The sequence below is a fragment of the Variovorax sp. P4_B10 genome, from assembly GCF_056402375.1.
On sequence record NZ_JBFUHN010000003.1, the window covers coordinates 148,597 to 173,029 of the forward strand.

Sequence of the window (24,433 nt, forward strand, 5' to 3'; positions counted from 1 at the left end):
CACATGGCACGTATTGCTGGCATCAACATTCCGCCGCACAAGCACGCTGAAATCGGCCTGACCGCCATTTTCGGTATCGGTCGCACCCGCGCCCGTCAAATCTGCGAAGCGAGCGGCATCGAATATTCGAAGAAGATCAAGGATCTGACCGACGGCGATCTCGAGAAGATCCGTGACCAGATCGCTCTGTTCACGATCGAAGGCGATCTGCGTCGCGAGACGACGATGAACATCAAGCGTTTGATGGACATCGGCTGCTATCGCGGCTTCCGTCACCGTCGCGGCCTGCCGATGCGCGGCCAGCGCACGCGCACCAATGCCCGCACCCGCAAGGGTCCGCGCAAGGCTGCGCAGTCCCTGAAGAAATAAGGATAGATCAGCATGGCTAAAGCACCTGCAAACAACGCCGCACAGCGCGTTCGCAAGAAGGTTCGCAAGAACGTTGCGGACGGTATCGCCCACGTGCATGCCTCGTTCAACAACACCATCATCACGATCACCGATCGCCAGGGCAATGCCCTGTCGTGGGCTTCGTCGGGTGGCCAGGGCTTCAAGGGCTCGCGCAAGTCGACCCCGTTCGCTGCGCAGGTCGCTTCCGAAGTTGCCGGCCGTGCTGCTGTCGAACAAGGTATCAAGAACCTCGACGTCGAGATCAAGGGCCCGGGCCCCGGTCGCGAATCGTCGGTGCGCGCACTGGCTGCGCTCGGCATCCGGATCAATTCCATTGCCGACGTGACGCCCGTTCCGCACAACGGCTGCCGTCCCCAGAAGCGTCGCCGCATCTGATCGTCAGCCAGCAAGGCGCAGCCAGCTTTCGAGCGGCTGCGCATTTGTTTTTTAACTAAGCCCACCGCCATCCGCGTTTCGCCGATGGCTCCCGCAGGCATCTGCGGCAGATGACACAAAGGAAAAATCGTGGCACGTTACCTCGGCCCCAAGGCCAAACTTTCCCGCCGTGAAGGCACCGACCTGTTCCTGAAGAGCGCCCGCCGCTCGATCCAGGACAAGGCCAAGTTCGACTCCAAGCCCGGCCAGCACGGTCGCACCTCGGGTCAGCGCACCTCCGACTACGGCCTGCAACTGCGTGAAAAGCAGAAGGTCAAGCGCATGTACGGCGTGCTCGAAAAGCAATTCCGCCGCTACTTCGAAGAAGCCGACCGCCGCCGTGGCAACACCGGCGCCAACCTGCTGTTCATCCTCGAATCGCGCCTGGACAACGTCGTCTACCGCATGGGCTTCGGCTCGACCCGCGCTGAAGCACGTCAACTCGTGTCGCACAAGGCGATCACGGTGAACGGCCAGTCGGTCAACATCCCGTCGTACCTGGTCAAGACCGGCGACGTGATCGCCGTGCGCGACAAGTCGAAGAAGCAGACCCGCATTGCCGAAGCGCTCCAGCTCGCCCAACAAGTCGGCATCCCGGCCTGGGTCGAAGTGAATGCCGACAAGGCCGAAGGTACCTTCAAGAAGGTGCCCGATCGCGACGAATTCGCAGCCGACATCAACGAATCGCTGATCGTCGAACTGTATTCGCGTTGATTTTTTTGTTCCCGCACACCTCGCGTGTGTGGGAAACAAGTTTTTGTTGTTCACGTTCCTGCCCCGTGCTTCGCTGCCGCGGGTCAGGTGCTTCACCAGCCTTACCGGTGTAACGAGCCGGGGGTATTGAGAGGAAGTCTGCATGCAAACCACCCTGCTGAAACCCAAGACCATCCAGGTCGAGCAACTTGCGCCCAACAAGGCCAAGGTCACGCTCGAGCCTTTCGAGCGCGGCTACGGCCACACGCTCGGCAATGCGCTGCGTCGCGTTCTGCTGTCGTCCATGGTGGGCTACTCGGCCACTGAAGTCACGATCGCCGGCGTTCTGCATGAGTACTCGTCGATCGACGGCGTGCAGGAAGATGTCGTCAACATCCTTCTGAACCTCAAGGGCGTGGTGTTCAAGCTCCACAACCGCGACGAAGTCACGTTGAGCCTGCGCAAGGACGGCGAAGGCCCGGTCCTGGCATCGGACATCCAGACCCCGCACGACGTCGAGATCATCAACCCCGACCACGTGATCGCGCACCTGTCGCAAGGCGGCAAGCTCGACATGCAGATCAAGGTCGAAAAGGGTCGCGGCTATGTGCCCGGCACGATGCGCCGCTACGCCGACGAGCCGACCAAGTCGATTGGCCGCATCGTCCTCGACGCGTCGTTCTCGCCTGTGAAGCGCGTGAGCTACACGGTCGAAAGCGCCCGTGTCGAACAGCGTACCGACCTTGACAAGCTGCTGGTCGAAATCGAAACCAACGGTGCAATCACCGCCGAAGACGCGGTGCGCGCTTCGGCTAAAATCCTGGTTGAACAGCTGGCCGTGTTCGCACAGCTCGAAGGCGGCGAACTGGCTGCATTCGATGCACCGGCACCGCGCAGCGCACAGCAATTCGACCCGATCCTGCTGCGCCCTGTCGACGAGCTCGAACTCACCGTGCGTTCGGCCAACTGCCTGAAGGCCGAAAACATCTACTACATCGGTGACCTGATCCAGCGCACCGAGAACGAGCTGCTCAAGACCCCGAATCTGGGTCGCAAGTCGCTCAACGAAATCAAGGAAGTCCTCGCTTCGCGCGGCCTGACCTTGGGTATGAAGCTTGAAAGCTGGCCGCCGGCCGGTCTCGACAAGCGTTGATTTTTGTTTTTTGAATTGAGCCCATGAGGGCTCGTGCCCGGGCAGTACCTGATACGGCTGCCTGTTTAATAAAGTAAAGGAAAGCACCATGCGTCACGGACACGGACTCCGCAAACTCAACCGCACCAGCTCGCACCGCCTTGCGATGCTGCAAAACATGATGAATTCGCTCATCGAGCACGAAGTCATCAAGACCACGGTCCCCAAGGCCAAGGAACTGCGCCGCGTCATCGAACCGATGATCACGCTCGCCAAGAAGCCCACGCTTGCCAACAAGCGCCTCGCCTTCGACCGCCTGCGCGACCGCGACAGCGTCGTCAAGCTCTTCGCCGATCTGGGCCCGCGTTTCGCGGCACGTCCGGGCGGCTACACGCGCATCCTGAAAATGGGTTTCCGCGTGGGCGACAACGCGCCGATGGCTCTGGTCGAACTGGTCGATCGTCCTGAAATTAAAGAAGAAGCTGCCGAGCAAAACGGCGCCGAATAAGCTATAATTCCATCTTGCCGCGCGATGGAGCAGCCTGGTAGCTCGTTGGGCTCATAACCCAAAGGTCGCAAGTTCAAATCTTGCTCGCGCAACCAATTTAAAAGGCCCTTTGAATTTCAAAGGGCCTTTTTTCTTTGCTCAGTGAATTCAATAAAAGCCCTCTTCGCGAGGGCTTTTATATTTCTCGTCCGTGCCAAGCGGAACTTCAATGGATGTGAAGCGGCAAATCCTGCCATCGCGGCGCTGATAGAGACACGGAAGACACCATGCGGTCCACGAAGACCATCGCGATCCTCGCCATGCCGGGCGTCCAGTTGCTGGACGTCTCCGGACCGCTCGACGTGTTCGCCGAAGCGAACGTGCAGGCGCGCACCGAGGCCTACAGGCTGCGCGTCATCGCGAGCCAGCCTGGCCCGATCCGCAGTTCATCGGGCGTACGGCTCATGCCTGACGCCGTCATCGGCGAAGACATCGGCGAGACGATCCACACGCTCCTGGTGGCGGGCACTCCACATGCCGCGAGTGCCGCAACCGACGTCGATGTCACTGTATGGCTGCGCAAGCTCACGCCCAAGGTGCGCCGTTTCGGCTCTGTCTGCAGCGGCGCCTTCGTGCTGGCCCAGGCCGGATTGCTCAACGGTCGGCGCGTGACCACGCACTGGGCGGTTGCCGACCAATTGGCGCAAGCCTTCCCATTGGTGCAAGTCGACGCGGACGCGATTCACGTGCGCGACGGGCGCCTGCGCACGGCCGCCGGCGTGACCGCGGGCCTCGACCTGTCGCTGGCGCTCGTCGAAGAAGATCTCGGCCGCGAGATCGCCATGAAGGTGGCCGCGCAGCTCGTGATGTTCTTCAAGCGCCCCGGCGGCCAGATGCAGTTCAGCCGCAAAGGAGAAACCGCGCCCGTTGGCAGATCGGCATTGCAGGAAGTGCAACGCTGGATTGCGGCGAACCCTGGAGAAGATCACAGCGTCGCCAATCTTGCCGGACGCACGAGCCTCAGCCCTCGCCACTTCGCGCGGCTGTTCACGCAGGAGGTCGGGGTCACGCCTGCAGCGTGGGTGGAAGGCATTCGCGTCAGCGCCGCACGCCGCCTGCTCGAGGTCGGGGATGCCGCACCGAAGCAGGTAGCGGCCCAATGCGGATTCGCCGACGCCGACTCGCTGCGGCGCGCATTCCAGCGCCAGGTCGGCATCACGCCGGCGGAGTACCGCAAACGCTACGCGCACGCCATCGATTGATCGAAGGCGGCGCGGGGAATGGTCAGTCCGGAATGACCGCCGTGACTTCGATCTCGACTTTCGCGCGGTGCTCGACCAGCGCCGCGACCTGCACGCAGGTCATCGCCGGAAAGTTGCGCCCCATCGCTTCGCGATAGACAGGGCCGAGTTCCGCCAGCCGCCGGCTGTATTCGTCGCGGTCCGTCACGTACCAGGTCATGCGCACCATGTGCTCGGGGCCGGCACCGGCTTCGCGCAGCACCTCTGCGATGTTGCGCAGCGCCAGGCCGCACTGGTCGATGAAGTCGTCCGACTCGAACTGCTGCTGCGCATTCCAGCCGATCTGTCCGCCCACGAACACCATGGTGCCGCGCGCGGCCACGCCATTCGCATAGCCCTTGGGGGGCAACCAGCCCGCTGGCTGCAAGAGTTTGTTCATCATGATGTGCTGTTGAGTTGTCTCAGTTTGAATCGCTGGAGCTTGCCGGTCTCGGTGCGCGGCAGCACCGTCACGAACTCGATCTCCCGCGGGTATTTGAACGGCGCGATCGTCGCCTTGACATGGTCCTGCAGCGCCTTCACGAGCGTGGCATCACCGGTATGGCCGGGCTTCAGTACGCAGAACGCCTTCACGATCATGCCCCGGTCGGGATCGGGCTTGCCGATCACGCCGCACTCGGCCACCGCGGGGTGCTTGAGCAATGCGTCTTCGACCTCCGGCCCGCCGACGTTGTAGCCGGCCGTGATGATCATGTCGTCGGCGCGTGCCTGGTAGAAGAAGTAGCCGTCGTCGTCCTGCACGAACGAATCACCGGGGTAGTTCCATCCGTTCTTCACGTAGTCGGTCTGGCGCGGATCGTCGAGGTAGCGGCAACCGACCGGGCCTTGAAGCGCCAGCTTGCCGACCGTGCCCCGCGGCACTTCATTGCCGGCGTTGTCCACCACTTTCGCGGTGAAACCCGGCACGGCCTTGCCGACCGCGCCGCGGCGCACATCGTCGCCCGCGGCGGAGATGTAGATGTGGAACACCTCGGTGCCGCCGATGCCGTCGAGCATCTCGATCCCGGTGGATTCCTTCCACAGCTGGCGCGTGGCATCCGGTAGGGCCTCGCCCGCGCTCACGCTGATGCGCAGGCTGGGCATGCCGTGCTGCCGCACGAAAGGGGCCATCTGGCGGTAGAACGTGGGCGCCGTGTAGCAGATGGTCGCACCGACCTCGTTGATGAGCTTCACCAGGCCCTCGGGCGTGAATGGCGCGTCGGCGAAGTACACCGAGGCGCCAGCCCACATCGGAAACACCAGCAGTCCACCGAGCCCGAAGGTGAAGGCCAGCGGCGGCGAACCCACCACGATGTCGTCGCTGCGCGCCTTCAGCACATGGCGCGGCCAAGTCTCACACATCGCGAGCACGTCGCGGTGCGTGGTGACCGGCGCCTTCGGCTTGCCGGTGGTGCCCGATGTGAAGGCGAGCAAGGCGATGTCGTCGGCCGCCGTGGGGCATGCCGTGAACACGCCGCTCTTGCCGGCAGCGCGTGCGGAGAGCGAGTCCGCTGCATCCGGCTTGTTGAATGCAATCACCGTTGCGAGCACCGGATGCGCCTGCTGCGCCGTCACGAGCTCGTCGAGCAGGCGGCCATCGCACAGCGCGGCCACGGGGCGCGCCTTCTCGATGATCTCGCCCAACTCCTTCGCGCGCAGCAGCGGCATCGTTGCCACCGCGATCAAACCGGCCTTCACCACCGCGAGCCACGCGAGCGCCATCGCCACCGAATTGCCGCCTCGCAGCAGCACGCGATTGCCGGGCACGAGGCCCAGGTCTTCGACGAGCACCTGCGCGATGCGATTGACCTCGACGGCCGCCTGGCCGTAGGTGAGCGTGCCCGCCGGAGAGCGCAGCATCGGCTTGTCGCCGAAGCCCTTGGCGGCCGCCTTGTCCAGCAATTCCTCCACGAGGTTCAGCTGTTCGGGCAGCTGCAGCTCCGGCAGGTCGTAGCGAAAGACCGGCAACTGCTCGGCGGGCGGCAGGCGGTCGTGAACGAAGCGGTCGACTTGGGCAGACACGGTATTTATCCCCGCAGAACGGATTTGCCAATGATCAGCTGTTGAACTTCCGTCGCGCCTTCATAGATGCGCAGCGAGCGGATGTCGCGGTAGAGGCTTTCAATCTTCGTGCCAACCTTCACGCCGAGGCCGCCATGCATCTGCAGCGCCATGTCGATCACGCGGCTGGCGTTCTCGGTGGCGCACATCTTGGCCATCGCCGCCGCAGCCGACACGTCGCCCACTGCAGGTGCGCCGCGCTGTTCGGCGTCGTCGCGCATCCATGCGGCGCGGTAGGTGAGCAATGCTGCGCTGTCGATCAGCGCGGCCATCTCGCCGAGCTTGGCCTGCGTGAGCTGGAAGTCGGCGAGCGTCTGACCGAACATGCGGCGGCCCTTCGCGTGCGCGATGGCTTCGGCGAGTGCGCGGCGCCCCATGCCGAGCGCGGCAGCCGCGACCGATGCACGGAAGATGTCGAGCGTGCGCATCGCCAGCTTGAAGCCGCCGTTGAGCTCGCCGAGTTGCGCGGTGCGCGGCACGACGCAGTTCTCGAAACGCAGCGTGGCGAGCGGGTGCGGCGCCATCACGTCGATGTGCTCGGAGGTGTCGAGACCGGGCGTCTCTGCATCGACGATGAACACGGTGATGCCGCGCGTGCCGGCCGTCGGATCGGTCTTCGCGAACACGCAATAGAAGTCGGCGATGCCGCCGTTGCTGATCCAGGTCTTCTCGCCGTTCAGGCGCCAGCCGTCGGCCGTGGCCTCGGCGCGCATGGCCATCGCCGCCACGTCCGAGCCCGCTTCGGGCTCGCTGAGCGCGAAGGCTGCAATCCTGTCGCCCTTGCCAACGGCCGTCAGGTACTGCGACTGCTGCTCGGGCGTGCCCGCGAGCGTGATCGCACCGCTGCCCAGCCCCTGCATCGCAAAGGCGAAGTCTGCCAGCGGCGAGTGGTAACCGAGCGTCTCGCGCAGCAGCACGAGCGCACGCGAATCGAGGCGCGCGAGCGCGCCGCCCGCGCTGCCGGGTACGGCGTAGCGCAGCCAGCCGCCGTCGCCGAGGCGGCGCACCCATTCACGGCAGGCCGCGCGGTCGTCGCGCTCGTCCACTTCCTGGGCTGCGCACCAGGGCAGCAGGTCGTGCGCGAGGGCGCGATGGGCTTCGTCGAAGAACGGCAGCGCGAGGTGCGCTGTCGACGGCGGTGCGGGAATCTTGGCCATCATGGTCTTCAGTCCCCGCCGAACACGGGCTTGCGCTTGGCCGCGAAGGCTTCGTAGGCGCGCTTGAAGTCCTCGGTCTGCATGCAGATCGCCTGGGCCTGCGCTTCGGCTTCGATGGCCTGGTCGATGGTCATCGACCATTCCTGCGACAGCATGGTCTTGGTCATGCCGTGCGCGAAGCTCGGGCCCTCGGCCAGTTCGCGTGCCACCTTGGTGGCTGCTTCGAGCAGCGCATCGCTTTCGTGCAGTGCATTGAAGAAGCCCCATGCGTGGCCTTCCTGCGCCGTCATCGCGCGCCCGGTGAACAGCAGCTCCGATGCGCGGCCCTGGCCGATCACGCGGGGCAGCAATGCGCAGGCACCCATGTCCGCGCCGGCGAGTCCCACGCGGGTAAAGAGAAACGCCGTGCGGGTCGCGGGCGAGCCGTAGCGCAGGTCGCAGGCCAGCGCGATCATCGCGCCGGCACCGGCGCACACGCCGTCGATGGCGCCGACGATCGGCTGCGGGCAACTGCGGATCGCCTTCACCAGGTCGCCGGTCATGCGCGTGAATTCGAGGAGCTCCGGCATGCGCATGCCGGTGAGCGGGCCGATGATCTCGTGCACGTCACCGCCCGAGCAGAAGTTGCCGCCCGCGCCGGTCACGACGATCACCTTCACGTCGGTCGCGTAGGTCAGCGCGCGGAACAGGTCGCGCAGCTCGGCGTACGAATCGAACGTGAGCGGGTTCTTGCGCTCGGGGCGGTTCAGCGTGATGGTGCCGACGCCGGCCTCATAGCGCCATGCGAAGTGCTCGGCCTTGTAGGCGGCCTTCGCCTCGAATTGCGCACGCATGGGATTGCCCGCGCCGATGTAATGCTTCATGGGGTCTCCGCCAATTGGCTGTGTGAGTGTTGCTTGACCTTGCCGAGCAGCTTGTGAAGCTGCGCGATCTCCTTGCCGCTGAGGCCTGCGAAGGCATCGACGATCCAGTCTTCGTGCTGCTGCGCCATCTCGTTGAAGAGCTTGCGGCCGCGTGCGGTGAGCCGCACGCGCCAGGCGCGGCGGTCGCCCTCGACATTGATGCGCTCGACCAGGCCTTCGGTCACGAGCTGGTCGGTGATGCCGGTGACGTTGCCGCCCGTCACCATCATCCGGCGCGAGAGCTCGTTCATCTTCAGGCCGTCGGGCGAGCGCTCGAGCTGGGACATCAGGTCGAAGCGCGGCAGCGTGGTGGCGAACTGCGAGCGCAGCTCGTTGCGCACCTGCTTCTCGATCAACTGGGTGCAGGTCAGCAACCGCAGCCAGAGCCGCAGGGCTTCGGGGTGTTCGCTGTGCGCGCGCGCTTCGAGGTCCATGTCAGTGTGTCTCCTCGGGGTTCTGGGACGCCAGCGCAGCATTCGCAGCTGCAGCGATCTGCTGCTGCTTGGCGATCTCGCGGTACATCTGGTCGCGGCCGCTCAGGTACTGCTTCGGCCAGTCGACATCGCGGCTTTGCAGCTTGGCGGCTTCGTGCAGTGTCCAGGCGGGGTCGGCCAGGTGCGGGCGTGCGATGGCGCAGAGATCGGCGCGGCCGGCCGCGATGATGCTGTTGGCCTGGTCCGCATCGGTGATCGCGCCCACCGCGATGGTCGAGATGCCGACCTCGTTGCGGATGCGGTCGGAGAACGGCGTCTGGTACATGCGGCCGTAGATCGGCTTGGCGGCGCGCGTGGTCTGGCCGGAGGACACGTCGATGAAATCGGCGCCGGCTTCCTTGAAAAGGCGTGCGACGACGACCGCGTCGGCGTCGGTGTTGCCGCCGGGCGCCCAGTCGTGCGCCGAGATGCGCACGCTCATCGGCTTGTCGGCGGGCCACACGGCGCGCATCGCGCGAAACACTTCGAGCGGGTAGCGGCTTCGGGCTTCGATGTCGCCGCCGTACGCGTCGGTGCGCTTGTTCGTGAGCGGGCTGATGAAGGCCGACAGCAGGTAGCCGTGCGCGCAGTGCAGTTCGAGCCAGTCGAAGCCGCATTCGGCGGCGCGACGCGTGGCGTCGACGAACTGGTCGCGCAGCGTGTCCATCTCGGCGCGCGTGATCGCGGCGGGCAGCTGGTTCTGTTCGCCGTAGGGCAGTGCGCTGGCGCCGAGCACCGGCCAGTTGCCGTCTTCGAGCGGCTCGTCGGTGCCTTCCCAGCCCACGCGCGTGGAGCCTTTCGGGCCGCTGTGACCGAGCTGCATCGCGATCTTCGCGCTCGACTGCGTGTGCACGAAATCGACGATGCGCTTGAACGCCGCTTGCTGCGTATCGTTGTAGAGGCCGGTGCAGGCCGGCGTGATGCGGCCTTCGGGCGTCGGGCTCGTCATCTCGACGAACACCATCGCGGCGCCGCCGAGCGCACGCGCGCCCAGGTGCACCAGCAGGAAGTCTTGCGGTACGCCGTCGACTGCGCTGTAGGTGGCCATCGGCGACACCAGGATGCGGTTCTTGAGCGTGAGCCCGCGCACCTTGTACGGCATCAGCATCGGCGCCACGGCCTTGCCGCCGGCGAGCCATTGCTCATAGCCGCCGAGCCATTGCGTGTCGCGCACGCGCAGGTTCTCGTGGCTGATGCGTTGCGAGCGGGTGAGCAGCGAGTAGGCGAACTGCTCGATCTGCATGCCGGTGTAGCGCGGCACGTTCTCGAACCACTCGGTCGAATTGCGCGCAGCATTCTGGATCTTGAGCACCTCGACGCTGCGGCGCGCCTCGTAGCCTTCCAGCACATGGTCCACAGTGCCGCCCCGTTCGAATTCGTTCGCGAGGTCGATCGCGTCCTCGAGCGCGAGCTTGGTGCCCGAGCCGATCGAGAAGTGCGCCGTGTGCGCCGCGTCGCCCATCAGCACCACGGGCACCGAGCGGCCTTCGACGTCGATGCGGTGCGTCCAGCGCTCGCACACCACGCGCGGAAAGCGGATCCAGTTGGCCGAGCCGCGCAGGTGCGTGGCGTTGCTGATCAGCGCGTGGCCGCCGAGGTACCTGGCGAACAGCTTCTCGCAGAAGGCGATGGCTTCGGGCTGCTCCATCTGGTCGAGGCCGTGGGCCTTCCACACGGCTTCGGGCGTCTCGACGATGAAGGTCGAGGTCTTGTCGTCGAACTGGTAGGCATGCGCCTGGAACCAGCCGTGCTCGGTCTGTTCGAAGGCGAAGGTGAAGGCGTCGAAGGTCTGGTGCGTGCCCAGCCACACGAAGCGGCAGTTGCGCAGGTCGACGTCGGGCTTGAACACGTCGGCATAGCGCTGGCGGATGCGGCTGTTGAGGCCGTCGCTGGCAATCACGAGATCGGCCTTGTACTGCGCGGCAATCGCCTGGTCGTCCGTCGCGTCGGTTTCGAACACGAGGTCGACGCCCAGCGCGAGGCAGCGTTCCTGCAGGATGTTCAGCAGGCGCTTGCGGCCGATGCCGCAGAAGCCGTGGCCGCCCGAGCGCACCTGGCGGCCCTTGAAGAACACCTGGATGTCGTCCCAGTGATGGAACTCGTTGCCGATCAGCGCCGCGGTGTCGGCGTCGGCCGCCGCCAGGTTGCCGAGCGTCTGGTCGCTCAGCACCACGCCCCAGCCGAAGGTGTCGAAGGGGCGGTTGCGCTCCACCACCGTGATCTGGAGCGCGGGGTTGCGCGCCTTCATCAGCAGGGCGAAGTAGAGGCCCGCCGGGCCACCACCGATGCACAGGATGCGCTGGAGGTCCGCGGCGGGAGCGGGTTTGACCGGGTTGAGGCTGTTCATGGTTGAATAGTTTAGGCATAAACAATCTGATGTCAATGCTGTTTCGTAACCGGCGCCCGGATTTCCCCGGTGCGGACAGTCATGCAAACCCTTGTAAAAATCAATACCATGGGCTCCATGCAAAACTTGATACCCAAGATCGAGTCGCAGCTGGCTTCGCTGCCTGTCCCTATCGCGCTGGAACTGCCAGATGGCCGGCGCGTTGCCCAGGCCGGAGCCCGCGTCACGCTCGCTTTCAAGGAGTGGACGGTGCTGGCCAAGCTGGCCGCCCGGCAGGTGGGGGCCATCGGGGAAGCCTACGTCGAGGGCAAGGTGCAGATCGAGGGCGCCATGCGCGACCTGATCGATGCCACCGTCGGCATGCTGCCGGGCAACCCGGCCGAAACCGACACCGGCTGGTGGAGCCGCCTGCAGCACAGGGCCAAGTCGCATGGCTCGCATTCGCTGCGCAAGGACGCCGCCCAGGTCGAGTTCCACTACGACGTGTCGGACGACTTCTATGCGCTGTGGCTCGACCCGCGCCGGGTCTACTCATGTGCGTACTTTCGTACCCCCGAGCTGACGCTGGCACAGGCCCAGGAGGCCAAGCTCGACCACATCTGCCGCAAGCTGATGCTGCAGCCGGGCGAGCGCTACCTCGACATCGGCTCCGGCTGGGGCGGGCTGCTGCTGTGGGCGGCCGAGCACTACGGCGTCGATGCGACCGGCATCACGCTGTCGAAGAACCAGCATGCGCATGTGCAGCGCCTGATCGAGGAAAAAGGGTTGCAGGGCCGGGTGCGCGTCGAGCTGCGCGACTACCGCGAGCTCTCGGTCGAGCAGCCCTTCGACAAGATCTCCTCGGTCGGCATGTTCGAGCACGTGGGCGCGGCCAACATGCCGACCTACTTCCGCAAGATCCATGCGCTGCTGAAGCCGGGCGGCCTGGTCATGAACCACGGCATCACCTCGGGCGAGCTCAACTACCGCCAGCTCGGCGCCGGCATGGGCGATTTCATCGAGAAATACATCTTCCCCGGCGGCGAACTGCTGCACGTCACGCATGTGCTGCGCGAGACGGCGGCGGCGGGCCTGGAAATGGTCGACACCGAGAGCCTGCGGCCGCACTATGCGCGCACGCTCTGGGCCTGGTCCGACGCGCTCGAGGCGCAACTCGGCGCGGCGCTCGAGGTGCTGCGGCGCAGCGGCGGCCGGCAGGGCGAGAACGCGGAGCGCGTGCTGCGCGCCTACCGCCTCTACCTCGCCGGTTCGGCCATGAGTTTCGAACAGGGCTGGATCTCACTCCACCAGATGCTCGCCACCAGGCCCGACGGCAAGGTCGACCATGGCGTTTTGCGCGGGGCGCAATCGGTGTACCCTTTTGCCCGTGACTACATCTACAAGTGAGTGAACAACACCATGCTCTATCGTTTCAAGTCCCGCGCCGCTCCTGATTTCGTGATGCTCGAACTGCATGCACGCCAGTTGCTCGACATCGTCGGCAAATCCGCGGCACCGCAGGGCATCATCACGGTCGAGCAGATTCCCGCCGCCATTGCGGCCCTCGAGGCCGCCCTGGCGCGCGAAGGCAGCAATGCCCACAACAACGACGACTACGCGGTCGAGGGCCATGCCGCCGAAGCCGAAAGACAGCATGTCGGACTGCACCAGCGTGCAGCCCCCCTGCTTCACATGCTCAGGGACTCGAAGGCCGACAACAAGGACGTGACCTGGAGCACCTGAGGCGGGAGTCAGTCCACCTTTGCGCCGGAGTCTTTCACGACCTTCGCCCATTTCACGTGCTCGCTGGCAATCAGCTTGGTGAAGTCGGCTGGCGAATTGCCGCTCGGGATCGCCCCCTGGGCCAGCATCTTTTCCTTGATGGCCGGGGTGCCGAGCGACTTGGCCACTTCCTGCTGAATCCGGTTCACGATCTCGGGCGAGGTGCCGGCCGGCGCCAGCAGGCCGAACCACGAACTTGCCTCGTAGCCCTTGAGCGCGGGGCCGCCGGCTTCCTCGACCGTCGGAATGTCGGGCAGCGCGGGCGAGCGCTGCGCGCTGGTCACGGCCAGCGCCGTGAGCTTGCCGCCCTTGAGCTGTGCCATCGACGAGGGCAGGTTGTCGAACATCACGTCGGCATTGCCGCCCACCATGTCCAGCAGCGCCGGGCCCGAGCCCTTGTACGGGATGTGGGCCATGAAGGTGCCGGTCATGCTCTTGAACAGCTCGCCCGCCAGGTGGATCGAGGTGCCGCTGCCGCTCGACGCCATGTTGAGCTTGCCCGGGTTGGCCTTGGCGTATTTGATGAAGTCCTGCACGTTGCGGATGTTCAGCGCCTTGGCCTTGTCGGCGTTCATTTCCATCACGTTCGGCACGGCCGCCACCAGCGTGATCGGCACGAAGTCCTTGATCGGGTCGAAGGGCAGCTTCGGGTACAGCGCGCGGTTGATGCCGTGGGTGCCCACGGTGCCCATCAGCAGCGTGTAGCCGTCGTTCGGCGCGCGCGCCACGAGCTCGGCGCCCAGATTGCCGCCCGCGCCCGCGCGGTTGTCGACGATGAACTGCTGGCCGAAGGCCTTCGAGAGTTCCGGCGCGATGGCGCGTGCCAGGATGTCGGTGGTGCCGCCGGCCGCGAAGGGCACGACGATGCGTACCGGCTTGGTCGGCCAGGTGTTCTGTGCCCATGCGGTGGGCGCCATCAGGGCAACGGCTGCGACTGCGGAGGCCGCCAGCGCGGCCCGGCGATTCGTTTTGAAAGATAAGGTCATGCGCGCCTTTGTACAGGCGAACCGTCCTCGGCGCCGCGAGTGAAAACCCCGGTGACGCAGCCAGCGCTTCAGGTCACCTGCATCCGCTGTGAAAACCGCTCGCTGCGAAAGCGCTCCAGCACGAAGTCGACGAACACGCGCGTCTTCGGCGGCAGCAGCTTCTTGCTTGGGTAGTAGAGCCACACCGCACCCGCGTCGAAATGCCACTCGGGCAAGAGCCGCACCAACTCGCCGCTGCGCAGGCCGCGCTCGACGAAAGGCATCGGCAGCATGGCCGCACCCAGGCCCAGCAGCGCGGCCTGCGCGATGGCCTCGGGGTCGTTGAAGATCGCGCGCGGCCGCGGCAGCTCCACCGTGGTCTGCTGGCCGTTCGCATGCTGCAGCGTCCAGCTGCGCACGCGCCCGGTGGGCGAGGAGCGGCGCAGCAGGGCGTCCAACTGCGCCAGGTCGGCGGGCTGCGCAGGCAGCTTGCGTCCCGCCAGGTAGGCCGGCGAGGCCACCGCCACCACATGGATGCGCGACAGCTCGCGCGCCACCACGCCGGACGACAGCTCGATCCCACCGCCGATGGCCGCGTCGAAGCCTTCGCCCACCAGGTCCACCTGCTGGTTGTCGAAGTGCCAGTCGGGCAGGATGGACGGGTAGCGCGCGAGGAAGTCGCCCATCATCGGCAGCACGTGCTCGCGCCCKAAGGCCTGGCCCATGCTCACTTTCAGCGTGCCGGCGGGTTGGCCGTCGTCCTTGGCGATACCGGCCACCGCCTCCTGCAGCGTGGCGAGCGCGCCGCCGATCTGCGCCAGGAAGCGCTCGCCGCCCTCGGTCAGCGTGAGGCGGCGGGTGCTGCGCTGGAACAGCCGAACGCCCAGCCGCGCCTCGAGCCGGGCGACGTTCTTGCTGACGGCCGCAGGGGTCAGCCCGAGGCGCCGGGCAGCGGCCGAGAAGCTGCCGCCTTCCGCACTTTGCACGAAGGATTCGAGGTGATTGAGCGGTTCCATGGGCCCATTTTCTGTCTCATCTTCAACTTTGGGTTGAATTTGATTGCGACTGTTGATGGCTACCGCGAAGGGAATGAAATCCCGACACTGAAGGTCTTCTTCCTCCAACCGATCGGAAAAACACCATGGCTTCCACCACTTCTTCTTCCTCTCCCGTCCTGGCCGGCAAGGTCGCTTTCGTCACCGGCGGTTCGCGCGGTATCGGCGCCGCCATCGTGCGCCGCCTGGTGCGCGACGGCGCCGCTGTCGCCTTCAGCTACAGCAGCGCGGCAGCCCCGGCCGACGAGCTGGTGCGCAGCATCCAGTCCGAAGGCGGCCGTGCACTGGCGCTGAAGATCGACAGCGCCGACGCAACGGCGCTCACCGCCGGCATCGACGAAGCGGCCCGTGCGCTCGGCAAGATCGACATCCTCGTCAACAACGCCGGCGTGTACCTGCCCGGCACCCTCGACGACTTCTCGCTCGAAGACTTCGACAAGACGCTCAACGTCAACGTGCGCGCCGTGTTCGTCGCCGCCAAGGCGGCCTCGCGCCACATGGGTGAAGGCGGCCGCGTCATCAATATCGGCAGCACGAACGCCGAGCGCATGCCCTGGCCCGGCGGCGCCACCTATGCCATGAGCAAGTCGGCGTTGAAGGGCCTGGTGCAAGGTCTTGCACGCGACCTCGGCCCGCGCGGCATCACGGTCAACAACGTGCAGCCCGGTCCGGTCAACACCGACATGAACCCGGTCGACGGTCCGCACGCCGCCGCGATGCACGGCCTGATGGCGGTGGCCCGTCACGGGCACCCCGACGAAATCGCGGGCATGGTGGCTTACCTCGCCAGCCCCGAAGCGGCCTTCGTGACCGGTGCCAGCCTCAACATCGACGGCGGCTTCGCAGCCTGAGACCAGGCCGGCGAGCTCAGCCCAGCAGCTTCCTCGCCGCCGCGACGACGGCCTCGGCGCCAATGCGCGACTGCGCTTCCAGCACCGGCGAATAGCCGACCGGAATGCGCGGCGCGCCCAGCCGCGCGACGCGGCAGCCCGTGGCCTCCGCGGCGCTGGCAGCGATCTCGGCGCCGAAGCCCGCGGCCTGCACCGCCTCGTGCACCACCAGCAATCGCCCGGTGCGCGCGCAGGAGGAAAGCACGGTCTCACGGTCCCACGGCCACAGCGTGCGCAGGTCGATCAGGTCGACCGCAATCCCTTCGGCTGCCAGCGCATCGCAAGCCGCGGCACAGACCTGCATCTGCTTGCTCCAGCTCACCAGCGTGAGCGCATGGCCCTCGCGCACCCGCGCCGCCTTGCCGAGCGGCACGGCGATGTCTTCGTTCACCTCGCCGCGCAGGCCCCAGAGCGTCTTGTGCTCGATGTAGACCACCGGGTCGCCGCACTGCAGCGCGGCGCGCAACAGGCCATAGTTGTCCTGCGGCGTCGAGGGGCTCACCACCACCACGCCCGGCAGGTGCGCGAACCAGGCTTCGAGCGATTGAGAATGCTGCGCGGCCGAAGCGTCCCAGATGCCGCCCGGCATGCGCGCCACCAGCGGCACGCGGCCCTGGCCGCCGAACATGAAGCGGTTCTTGGCGGCCTGGTTCACCAGCTCGTCCATGCCGCAGAGCGCGAAATCGACCACGCGCATCTCGACCACCGGGCGAAGGCCCGCGAGCGCCATGCCCACGCCGGCGCCCATGATCGCGGCCTCGCTGATCGGCGTGTCGATCACGCGCTCGGCGCCGAAGGTCTGCTGCAGGCCCTTGTACTGGCCGAAGATGCCGCCGCGGCCCACGTCCTCGCCGAGCACGACCACCCGCGCATCGGCTTCCATCTCGCGCTGGATGGCGAGCGCGGCGGCTTCGGAATAGCTCAACTCCTTCGTCACCGCCATTGGCCTGCTCCGGTGGTCTGCACGTCGGTGAAGGCGGCGCTGGCGTCGGGCCAGGGCGCCGCGTCGGCGATGGCCAGCGCGGTATCGACTTCGTCGCGCGCCGCGTTCTCGATGGCATCGAGCGTGGCCGCCCGCACGCCGATCGATAGCAGGTGCCCGCGCGTGCGCGCGATCGGATCGGTTTCGAGCGCGGCGGCCAGTTCGGCCGGATCGCGGTAGGCCGCGAGATCGACCGACACGTGGCCTTTCACGCGGTAGGTCAGCGCATGCAGCAGGCGTGGCCCGCCGCCGCCGCGCACCTCGTTCACCAGCCGTGCGGCGGCTTCGTGCACGGCGAACACGTCGTTGCCATCGACTTGCGTCGCCGCGATGTCCATCGACGCAGCGCGGGCAGAGGCACCGTCGCCCGCCGTCATCGGCCCGCTCGCCGTGGTGGCGCTCCAGCGGTTGTCCTCGCAGACGAAGAGCACCGGCAACTCGTAAACGCGAGCCCAGTTCAAGGCTTCGAGAAAGGGGCCGCGGTTGATGGCCCCATCGCCGAAGAAGCAGACCGTGATGTCGTCACTTTTCTTCAGCAGCTTCTGCGCATGCGCCGCACCAACGGCAATCGGCAGCCCCGCCGCCACCACCCCGTTGGCACCCAGCATGCCGACCGAGAAGTCCGCGATGTGCATCGAGCCGCCCTTGCCGCCGTTGAAGCCCGTGGCCTTGCCGAACAGCTCGCACATCATGCGCGTGAGGTCCGCGCCTTTGGCCAGCGTGTGGCCGTGGCCGCGATGCGTGGAGGTGAGGTAGTCGCTCGCGCGCAGGTGGGCGCACACGCCGGCCGGCACGGCCTCCTGTCCGGTCGAGAGGTGCAGCGGGCCACGCACCTTGGCAGCGCCCGCGGCCTGCTGCCCATAGGCGCTCACCCCGCCCTGGCTCGCCGCTTCGGCGGCGTTCTCGAAGGCGCGGATGCGCACCATCGTGCGGTACAGCGCCTCGCCGGCGCCGGTGGGAATGCTCGGGTCCATCGATGTCTCCAGTGCTCTTTTTTGTGCACGCGATCATGCCCGAGGACACGCGGTGAGGCATTCGCGGAAGTGACCTTCGGCACTGGCGGCTCCCCCATCGTGCGACGTTAACCTCTGGCCCCATGATTCGTCTGCGCACCCTTCTTCTCTCCCTCGCCGGTGCCGTCGTGCTGGCCGCCGCCGGCTACCGCATCGTGACCTACACGAACCTCAACCCCGGCCGCGAGGTCGGCGCGGTGGTCGACGAATTCAACGGCGTGAAGGTCTACTACAACGGCGGCGTCAACCACGCCGAGGGCCGGAACCTGTCCCGCGACGGCTATAACCTGGGCATCAAGTACCAGTGCGTGGAGTTCGTCAAGCGCTACTACTTCGAGCGCTTCAACCACCGCATGCCGGACGCCTCCGGCAACGCGAAGGACTTCTTCGACGCCAACACGGCGCAGGGTGCGCTGAATCCGAAGCGGGCGCTCGTGCAGTACCGCAACGCCCAGTCCGAGAAGCCGCAGGTGGACGACCTCATCGTGTTTCCGCCCACGCTCTTCAATCCGTACGGGCACGTCGCGATCGTTGCCGGCGTGACCGAGCGCGAGGTCGAGATCGTCCAGCAGAACCCGGGGCCGTTCGCGGGCAGCCGGGCCCGTTTCGCCATGGATGCCGCCGACGGCCACTGGACGGTGGCGGGCGGCGCGTTCGGCTGGCTCCGGCCGGCCCCTTCCCTTACCCCGATTTCTCGCTGACCCGCCGCAGCCAGGGCTCGGGGAATTCCCGGATGCCAATCCTCCGCCTCTGATGGGATAGTTAGTTCGCCTTTCAAACTAACTAATTTCTTACTCGGCAGGAGAGACACCGATGCAACTGAAACACACCTTGGCCGCCATGGCCTTCGGCCTCACGGCCGTGAGCGCGCTGGCCCAGACCGTGGTCGGCGTGAGTTGGTCCAACTTCCAGGAAGAACGCTGGAAGACCGACGAAGCCGCCATCAAGGCCCAGCTCGAGAAGCTCGGCGCCAAGTACATCAGTGCCGATGCGGGCGGCTCGCCCGAGAAGCAGCTGGGCGACATCGAGGGCCTGATGTCGAAGGGCGCCAAGGCGCTCATCGTGCTGGCGATGGACAAGGACGCGATCCTGCCCGCCGTCACCAAGGCCACGCGCCAGAAGGTGCCTGTGGTCGCGTACGACCGGCTGATCGAGGCGCCCGGTGTTTTCTACATCACCTTCGACAACGTCGAGGTCGGCCGCATGGAGGCGCGCGAGGTCTTCAAGGTCAAGCCCAAGGGCAACTACGTGATCATCAAGGGCTCGCCGAGCGACCCGAACGCCGATTTCCTGCGCGCGGGCCAGCAGGAAGTGCTGGACGCCGCCGTCAAGAAGGGCGACATCAAGATCGTCGGCGACGAATACACCGAAGGCTGGAAGCCCGAGGTCGCGCAGAAGAACATGGAGCAGATCCTCACCAAGGTCGGCAACAAGGTCGACGCGGTGGTCGCGGCCAACGACGGCACGGCCGGCGGCGCGGTGGCGGCGCTCTCGGCCAAGGGCATCCGCGGCATTCCGGTGTCGGGCCAGGACGCCGACTTCGCGGCGCTCAATCGCATCGCGCTCGGTACGCAGACCGCCACCGTCTGGAAGGATTCGCGCGAACTCGGCCGCGAAGCCGCCAGTGCGGCCGTCGCGCTCGCGGCCGGCAAGCCGGTCGACAAGGCCGCGCCGTGGGCCGGCGGTGCGAAGAAGATCTCGCTCTCCTCGCGCCTGCTGACGCCGGTGCCGATCACGCGCGACAACCTCGACGTGATCGTCAAGGCCGGCTGGATCAAGAAGGACGAGCTCTGCAAGGGCGTTTCGGGTGCCAGCGCGCCCGCCGCCTGCAAGTAAACGGCCAGTCGTCCATCCGCGCAGTGCTGCGTCCGGCCGGCCTTTGCGGGCCGGTGAGGACGCGGTCGCGCATTCGTTTTGAGGGTGTCCCAAAAATGAGCAATTCAACTCCGGGCTGGTGGCGTCGCACCGGCATCGATCTGCGGCTGATCCTGATGTGCGTGCTGCTGGTCGCCATGGGGGTGGTCTTCAGCATCATGTCGGGCGGCGTGTTTCTCTCTCCCGAGAATCTCTACAACGTCGCGCAGCAGACGGCCGTGGTCGGCATCGTGTCGACCGTGATGGTGCTGATCATCGTGGCGCGCCACATCGACCTGTCGGTCGGTTCGGTGATGGGTTTCGTCGGGGTGCTGATCGCCTACCTGCAATACACCTCGGGCTGGTCGTGGCCCACGGCCTGCCTCGCAGGTCTTGCCGTGGCGCTGCTCGTGTCGATCTATCAAGGCTGGCTCACGGCGGTGCTCGGCGTGCCTTCCTTCGTGGTCACGCTCGGCGGCCTGATGTCGTTCCGCGGCGCGGCCTTCCTCGTGGCCGACGGCAAGACGCAGCCGGTGAACGACGAATTCTTCCAGCGCCTGGGCGGCGGCTACGACGGCGGCATCGGCACCACGGCGAGCTGGGTGCTCGCGGGGCTGGTCACGCTGGTGCTGTTCGGGCGCATGGTGCAGAAGCGCCGCGCGCGGCAGCACCACGACATGCCGACCGAGGCGCTGTGGCTCGACGTGTTGATCACGGCCGTGCCGGCAGCCGTGGTGTTCGCCTTCGCGGCGGTGATGAACAACTACCAGATCTCGTCCAAGACCGAAGCGCAGGGCATTCCGATCCCGGTGTTGATCTGGGCCGTGGTGGCGATCGTGCTGTCGTTCATCGTGCACCGCACGCGCTTCGGGCGCTATGTGTTCGCGATGGGCGGCAATCCCGATGCGGCGGCGCTGGTGGGCATTCCGGTCAAGCGCGTGACGCTGATGCTGTTCGCGCTGCTCGCGGTGCTGGTCACCGTGGCGGCCATCGTGTCGATTGCGCGGCTCAACGCCGGCACCAATTCGCTCGGAACGGGCATGGAGCTCTACGTGATCGCGGCGGCCGTCATCGGCGGCACCGCGCTCGCGGGCGGCAGCGGCTCGATCTTCGGCTCGGTGCTGGGCGCGCTGATCATGCAGTCGCTCGACAGCGGAATGCTGCTGCTCGACGTGCCGATCGGCAAGCGCATGGTGATCATCGGGCAGGTGCTGATCGTGGCGGTGGTGTTCGATGTGCTGTATCGCCGCAAGTTTGGGGAGAACTGAAATGGCCGACATCGACACCTCCAAGCCCCTCGTCGAACTGCGCGACATCCACAAGGCCTTCGGCGGCGTGAAAGCCGTGGACGGCGTGAGCGTGAACCTGTACCCCGGCGAAGTGGTTGCCCTGCTGGGCCACAACGGCGCCGGCAAGTCCACGCTCATGAAGATGCTCGCGGGTGCCTACCCCATCGATTCGGGCGACACGCTGATCGCGGGCGAGAAGGTCCACATCCGCACGCCGGCCGAAGCGCAGGGGCAGGGCATCGAGACCATCTACCAGACGCTCGCGCTCGCCGACAACCTCGACTCGGTCTCCAACCTTTTTCTCGGCCGCGAGAAGATGACGCGCTGGAACACGCTCGACGACCACTTCATGGAAGTGCAGGCGCGCAAGGTGTTCCACCGCCTCAACAAGAACTTCACCAACATCCGCGTGCCGGTGCGCCGGCTTTCGGGCGGCCAGCGGCAGGTGGTGGCGATCTCGCGCGCGCTGTATTTCAATGCGCGCATCCTGATCATGGACGAGCCCTGCGCGGCGCTCGGTCCGGAGGAAACCGCGATGGTCGGCGGGCTCGTGAAGCAGCTCAAGGCCGACGGCGTGGGCATCTTCCTGATCACGCACGACATGCCCGATGTGTTCTCGCTCAGCGACCGCCTCGCGGTGATGAAGAACGGCAAGCTGGTCGGCACCTACCGCACCGAAGACGTCACGGAAGACGAAGTGCTCGGGATGATCATCGCGGGCAAGCGCCCCGAAGGAAAAGAACAGGCGCATCACGCAGCGACCGCGGCCGTGGCGGCCTGATGCGCTTCGCGATATGAAGACGATCGGCGATCAGCAGTTGCTGAAGCGCATGAACCGCAGCGTGCTGCTGCGGCTGTTGCGCGCACAGCCCGGGCTTTCGCGCGCACGGCTCGCGAGCGAGAGCGGGCTCACGAAATCCACCGTGAGCCTGCTGGTGCGCGAACTGCTCGACGAAGGCTGGCTCAAGGAGTCCGATGCGGCCGTGGCCGATGGCCTCGGGCGCCCTTCGACGCCCCTGCAGATCAACGTCGGCGTGCGCGCCCTGATGGGCGTCGAGATCGCGGTCGAAACCGTGCGCCTCGTGTGCGTCTCGCTGCAGGGCGAGGTGCTGTACTCGGACACCCATGCCCTCAGCGACGGCTCGCCGGCCGGCGTGTGCGCGCAGGTTGCGCGCATGGCGGCGGCGGGACATCTGCACCTGAACGAACTCGGCCTGCGCCTGTCGAGCATCGGCGTGTGCGTGCCGGGCGCGGTGGACGATTGCACCGGCGTGGTCCGTTTCGCGCCCAACCTCGGCTGGCGCAACGTGAGCCTGCTGCCGGCGCTGGAGAAATCGTTTGCCGCGGCCGGCCTGCCCGGTGTCACGGTGCAGCTGCAGAACGACGCCGATGCGGCTGCGCTCGGCGAGTACGAGTTCGCCGCAGGCGAGGGCGAAGATCCGCTGATCTTCGTCAGCTGCGACGTGGGCGTGGGTGCGGGCGTGGTGTTGAACGACCGCCTCTTCACCGGCGCGCAGGGCATGGCCGGCGAGATCGGCCACACCATCCTCGAACTCGACGGCCCGCTGTGCTCGTGCGGCCGGCGCGGTTGCGCCGAAGCCTTCTTCGGCTCGCGCACGCTGGAGCGCCAGGGTGTGGACATGGCGCGCGCCGCAGCCTTCTTCGGCGTGCTGCTGCAGAACCTGTGGGTGACCTTCAATCCGCGGGCCATCGTGCTTGGCGGCAAGTCGTGCGCGGACCATCGCGGCTTCGCGCAGGCGGCGTTCGAGATGGTCAAGCACCATGCGGAGCGCGCCGGCATGCCGGCGCCGGACCTGCGCACCGCGCGCTATGAAGAGCTCGCGCCGGCGGTGGGCGCTGCCGCGCTGGCGCTGCACGAATACCTGCGGCCGCTGCAGCCCGATGCGAAGGCGCGCCGTGCGCGCGCACTGGCGCGCGCCATCGCCTGATCAGTTCGCCGCGGGCGTCGCGTCTTCGTCGCGCCAGCCGCGCAGCCGGCGATAGAGCGTCCCGCGCGAGACGTTCAGTTGCCGCGCCGCCTGCGACACGTTGCCGCCATGCACCGCGAGCGTTTCCTCGATCAGCTTGCGGCTGTGCTCGCGCAGCGTCTCGGCATGCGGCGCCTGCGCGGCGTCGTCCGCGGCCGCTGCGGCACCGATCTCGCCGGCAGCGCTTGCTATCGACATCGTCGTTGCCGCTGCCGAAGGTGCAGCGCCGCCCGGCATCGCCACCGCATGCCGGAAGTCCACGCCGTCCGCGCCCTTCAGATGCGCCTGCACCCACACGCCGAGCCCGCTGGCCAGCCGCAGCGGCTGCGCGGCTTCGCGCCGGCCGAGCCGCAGCAGGCTCGCCAGATCGTGGCCCAGCAGGCATTCGACATCGCGTTGGTCCGCCGCCTCGGGCAGCCGGCCGAGCAGCCGCGCACCGGCGTTGTTGAGCCAGGCGATGGTGCCGTCGGGCGCAATGCCGGCCAGCGCCTCGAGCGGCGTGCCGAGCAGCGTCGGGCTTGCCTGAAAACGCAGGATCAGGTGGTCGCGCGACTGCGCCTGCAGCAGCCGGTTCTCGATGGTCGTCGCATAGAGCGACACCATCGACGCCGCATCGAAGCCGAAGCGCCGCGCCTCCACCGTGAGGTCGAGCACGCCGGCCAGCCGGCCCGTCACATCGCGGATCGGCGCCGCCGCGCACTGCATCTCGCGCAGCACGTCGAAGTAGTGCTCGGCGCCGTCGACGGTGCAGGCCTGCCCGGTGCTCGCCACGATGCCGGGCGCCGTGGTGCCCACGATGCGCTCCGAGATGTTCACGCCCACCCTTGCGGTCTTTCGCAGCACCGGCTGGTGCGCCGCGGCCGGCTGGTGCGTGACGTGCACCACCACGCCCTCGCGGTCGGTCAGGATCACACGGCAGTCGGTGCCGGCGAGCGTGTTTTCCATCTGCACGAGCTCCTGCCGCGCCACCTCGAGCAGCTCGCGGTTGCGCGCGAGCGTGGCGTGCAGCCGGCTCGGCGTGACCGCATCGAAGGGCACGATGCGCTGCCGGTCGGTGTGGGTGCGGCTGCAGCGCATCCACGACTGCAGCACCGCCTCGCCGATCAGGCCCGAGGGGCGCACGCCTTCCTCGAAGAACTGCCGCCGCGCGAGCGCCACGCGCTGTGCCGGCGTGCTGGCGAAGAGTTGGCGCGGCGCATCCGCCGTGCCGAGCCTGTCGAACTTGTCGAACTTGTCGAGGGCCATGGTGTTCGATGCCTCTCAGGGTTCGGGAACCTCA

Annotated in this window: 25 protein-coding genes and 1 tRNA gene; 15 read left to right on the forward strand and 11 right to left on the reverse strand. The window is 66.7% G+C overall.

What is annotated here, in order from left to right:
• Nucleotides 1-3 precede the first annotated feature (3 nt).
• From rpsM to AC1DXX_RS03080, 7 genes are all read left to right on the forward strand, one after another.
• Nucleotides 4-369 (forward strand): 30S ribosomal protein S13, encoded by a 366-nt coding sequence (rpsM, locus tag AC1DXX_RS03050; protein WP_093243005.1) that lies wholly within the window; start codon nucleotides 4-6, stop codon nucleotides 367-369.
• Nucleotides 370-381: 12 nt separating this feature from the next.
• Nucleotides 382-786 carry a 30S ribosomal protein S11 gene (gene rpsK, locus AC1DXX_RS03055; RefSeq protein WP_009124825.1) on the forward strand — a complete coding sequence of 135 codons (405 nt, stop codon included), beginning with the start codon at nucleotides 382-384 and terminating at the stop codon, nucleotides 784-786.
• Between the two features lie 129 nt (nucleotides 787-915).
• Nucleotides 916-1,539, forward strand: a complete 624-nt coding sequence (gene rpsD / locus AC1DXX_RS03060; protein WP_013544104.1) for a 30S ribosomal protein S4 — start codon at nucleotides 916-918, stop codon at nucleotides 1,537-1,539.
• Between the two features lie 142 nt (nucleotides 1,540-1,681).
• Nucleotides 1,682-2,671 carry a DNA-directed RNA polymerase subunit alpha gene (locus tag AC1DXX_RS03065; RefSeq protein WP_093059385.1) on the forward strand — a complete coding sequence of 330 codons (990 nt, stop codon included), beginning with the start codon at nucleotides 1,682-1,684 and terminating at the stop codon, nucleotides 2,669-2,671.
• A gap of 88 nt (nucleotides 2,672-2,759) precedes the next feature.
• The gene (gene rplQ / locus AC1DXX_RS03070) at nucleotides 2,760-3,158 is read left to right on the forward strand and encodes a 50S ribosomal protein L17 (RefSeq protein ID WP_478132683.1); all 399 of its coding nucleotides are present in this window, start codon (nucleotides 2,760-2,762) and stop codon (nucleotides 3,156-3,158) included.
• 18 nt (nucleotides 3,159-3,176) lie between these two features.
• Nucleotides 3,177-3,253: transfer RNA gene (locus tag AC1DXX_RS03075), tRNA-Met, on the forward strand.
• Between the two features lie 171 nt (nucleotides 3,254-3,424).
• A complete protein-coding gene (locus tag AC1DXX_RS03080) occupies nucleotides 3,425-4,399 on the forward strand; it encodes a GlxA family transcriptional regulator (protein ID WP_478132684.1) in 975 nt (324 codons plus the stop codon).
• Between the two features lie 22 nt (nucleotides 4,400-4,421).
• Here the strand turns inward: AC1DXX_RS03080 and AC1DXX_RS03085 are convergent, their stop codons facing one another.
• From AC1DXX_RS03085 to AC1DXX_RS03110, 6 genes are read right to left on the reverse strand one after another with little or no spacing between them, the layout of a single operon-like run.
• Complete coding sequence (locus tag AC1DXX_RS03085; RefSeq protein WP_478132685.1) at nucleotides 4,422-4,820, reverse strand: RidA family protein; 399 nt, start codon at nucleotides 4,818-4,820, stop codon at nucleotides 4,422-4,424.
• The gene (locus AC1DXX_RS03090) at nucleotides 4,817-6,439 is read right to left on the reverse strand and encodes an AMP-binding protein (protein ID WP_478132686.1); all 1,623 of its coding nucleotides are present in this window, start codon (nucleotides 6,437-6,439) and stop codon (nucleotides 4,817-4,819) included. The genes AC1DXX_RS03085 and AC1DXX_RS03090 overlap by 4 nt, the downstream gene beginning before the upstream one ends.
• A gap of 5 nt (nucleotides 6,440-6,444) precedes the next feature.
• Nucleotides 6,445-7,638, reverse strand: coding sequence for an acyl-CoA dehydrogenase family protein (locus AC1DXX_RS03095; protein WP_478132687.1), 1,194 nt, complete (start codon nucleotides 7,636-7,638; stop codon nucleotides 6,445-6,447).
• A 5-nt stretch (nucleotides 7,639-7,643) separates the two neighbouring features.
• Nucleotides 7,644-8,498, reverse strand: a complete 855-nt coding sequence (locus tag AC1DXX_RS03100; RefSeq protein WP_478132688.1) for an enoyl-CoA hydratase family protein — start codon at nucleotides 8,496-8,498, stop codon at nucleotides 7,644-7,646.
• Nucleotides 8,495-8,971: a MarR family winged helix-turn-helix transcriptional regulator gene (locus tag AC1DXX_RS03105; RefSeq protein ID WP_478132689.1), complete on the reverse strand. Its 477-nt coding sequence runs from the start codon at nucleotides 8,969-8,971 to the stop codon at nucleotides 8,495-8,497. Before AC1DXX_RS03105 ends, AC1DXX_RS03100 begins: the two co-directional genes overlap by 4 nt.
• Before the next feature lies 1 nt (nucleotide 8,972).
• The gene (locus AC1DXX_RS03110) at nucleotides 8,973-11,357 is read right to left on the reverse strand and encodes a bifunctional salicylyl-CoA 5-hydroxylase/oxidoreductase (protein WP_478132690.1); all 2,385 of its coding nucleotides are present in this window, start codon (nucleotides 11,355-11,357) and stop codon (nucleotides 8,973-8,975) included.
• Nucleotides 11,358-11,474: 117 nt separating this feature from the next.
• On the opposite strand from AC1DXX_RS03110, the gene AC1DXX_RS03115 reads away from it, so the two are divergent.
• Entirely contained in the window at nucleotides 11,475-12,743 is a 1,269-nt protein-coding gene (locus tag AC1DXX_RS03115) for a class I SAM-dependent methyltransferase (RefSeq protein ID WP_478132691.1), read from the forward strand.
• A 12-nt stretch (nucleotides 12,744-12,755) separates the two neighbouring features.
• Entirely contained in the window at nucleotides 12,756-13,079 is a 324-nt protein-coding gene (locus tag AC1DXX_RS03120; protein WP_478132692.1) for a DUF1840 domain-containing protein, read from the forward strand.
• 8 nt (nucleotides 13,080-13,087) lie between these two features.
• On the opposite strand, the gene AC1DXX_RS03125 is transcribed toward AC1DXX_RS03120, so the two are convergent.
• Together AC1DXX_RS03125 and AC1DXX_RS03130 are read right to left on the reverse strand one after the other, a co-directional pair.
• The gene (locus AC1DXX_RS03125) at nucleotides 13,088-14,104 is read right to left on the reverse strand and encodes a Bug family tripartite tricarboxylate transporter substrate binding protein (protein ID WP_478132693.1); all 1,017 of its coding nucleotides are present in this window, start codon (nucleotides 14,102-14,104) and stop codon (nucleotides 13,088-13,090) included.
• A gap of 68 nt (nucleotides 14,105-14,172) precedes the next feature.
• The gene (locus tag AC1DXX_RS03130) at nucleotides 14,173-15,099 is read right to left on the reverse strand and encodes a LysR family transcriptional regulator (RefSeq protein ID WP_478132694.1); all 927 of its coding nucleotides are present in this window, start codon (nucleotides 15,097-15,099) and stop codon (nucleotides 14,173-14,175) included.
• 125 nt (nucleotides 15,100-15,224) lie between these two features.
• Here AC1DXX_RS03130 and AC1DXX_RS03135 point away from each other — a divergent pair, with 125 nt between their 5' ends.
• Nucleotides 15,225-15,989 carry an SDR family oxidoreductase gene (locus tag AC1DXX_RS03135; RefSeq protein ID WP_478132695.1) on the forward strand — a complete coding sequence of 255 codons (765 nt, stop codon included), beginning with the start codon at nucleotides 15,225-15,227 and terminating at the stop codon, nucleotides 15,987-15,989.
• 16 nt (nucleotides 15,990-16,005) lie between these two features.
• Here AC1DXX_RS03135 and AC1DXX_RS03140 read toward each other — a convergent pair whose 3' ends face one another.
• Nucleotides 16,006-16,971: an alpha-ketoacid dehydrogenase subunit beta gene (locus tag AC1DXX_RS03140; protein WP_478132696.1), complete on the reverse strand. Its 966-nt coding sequence runs from the start codon at nucleotides 16,969-16,971 to the stop codon at nucleotides 16,006-16,008.
• A complete protein-coding gene (locus AC1DXX_RS03145) occupies nucleotides 16,962-17,984 on the reverse strand; it encodes a thiamine pyrophosphate-dependent dehydrogenase E1 component subunit alpha (protein WP_478132697.1) in 1,023 nt (340 codons plus the stop codon). The genes AC1DXX_RS03140 and AC1DXX_RS03145 overlap by 10 nt, the downstream gene beginning before the upstream one ends.
• Nucleotides 17,985-18,106: 122 nt before the next feature.
• Here AC1DXX_RS03145 and AC1DXX_RS03150 point away from each other — a divergent pair, with 122 nt between their 5' ends.
• The 5 genes from AC1DXX_RS03150 to AC1DXX_RS03170 all read left to right on the forward strand — a co-directional run bounded on the left by AC1DXX_RS03150 (nucleotide 18,107) and on the right by AC1DXX_RS03170 (nucleotide 23,115).
• A complete protein-coding gene (locus tag AC1DXX_RS03150) occupies nucleotides 18,107-18,724 on the forward strand; it encodes a CHAP domain-containing protein (protein WP_478132698.1) in 618 nt (205 codons plus the stop codon).
• Between the two features lie 112 nt (nucleotides 18,725-18,836).
• Nucleotides 18,837-19,859, forward strand: a complete 1,023-nt coding sequence (gene xylF, locus AC1DXX_RS03155) for a D-xylose ABC transporter substrate-binding protein (protein WP_478132699.1) — start codon at nucleotides 18,837-18,839, stop codon at nucleotides 19,857-19,859.
• Between the two features lie 95 nt (nucleotides 19,860-19,954).
• Nucleotides 19,955-21,145 carry a sugar ABC transporter permease gene (locus tag AC1DXX_RS03160; RefSeq protein ID WP_478132700.1) on the forward strand — a complete coding sequence of 397 codons (1,191 nt, stop codon included), beginning with the start codon at nucleotides 19,955-19,957 and terminating at the stop codon, nucleotides 21,143-21,145.
• A 1-nt stretch (nucleotide 21,146) separates the two neighbouring features.
• Complete coding sequence (locus tag AC1DXX_RS03165; RefSeq protein WP_478132701.1) at nucleotides 21,147-21,947, forward strand: ATP-binding cassette domain-containing protein; 801 nt, start codon at nucleotides 21,147-21,149, stop codon at nucleotides 21,945-21,947.
• A gap of 13 nt (nucleotides 21,948-21,960) precedes the next feature.
• Nucleotides 21,961-23,115 carry an ROK family transcriptional regulator gene (locus AC1DXX_RS03170; protein ID WP_478132702.1) on the forward strand — a complete coding sequence of 385 codons (1,155 nt, stop codon included), beginning with the start codon at nucleotides 21,961-21,963 and terminating at the stop codon, nucleotides 23,113-23,115.
• Here AC1DXX_RS03170 and AC1DXX_RS03175 read toward each other — a convergent pair whose 3' ends face one another.
• A complete protein-coding gene (locus tag AC1DXX_RS03175) occupies nucleotides 23,116-24,399 on the reverse strand; it encodes a helix-turn-helix domain-containing protein (protein ID WP_478132703.1) in 1,284 nt (427 codons plus the stop codon).
• Nucleotides 24,400-24,433 lie beyond the last annotated feature (34 nt).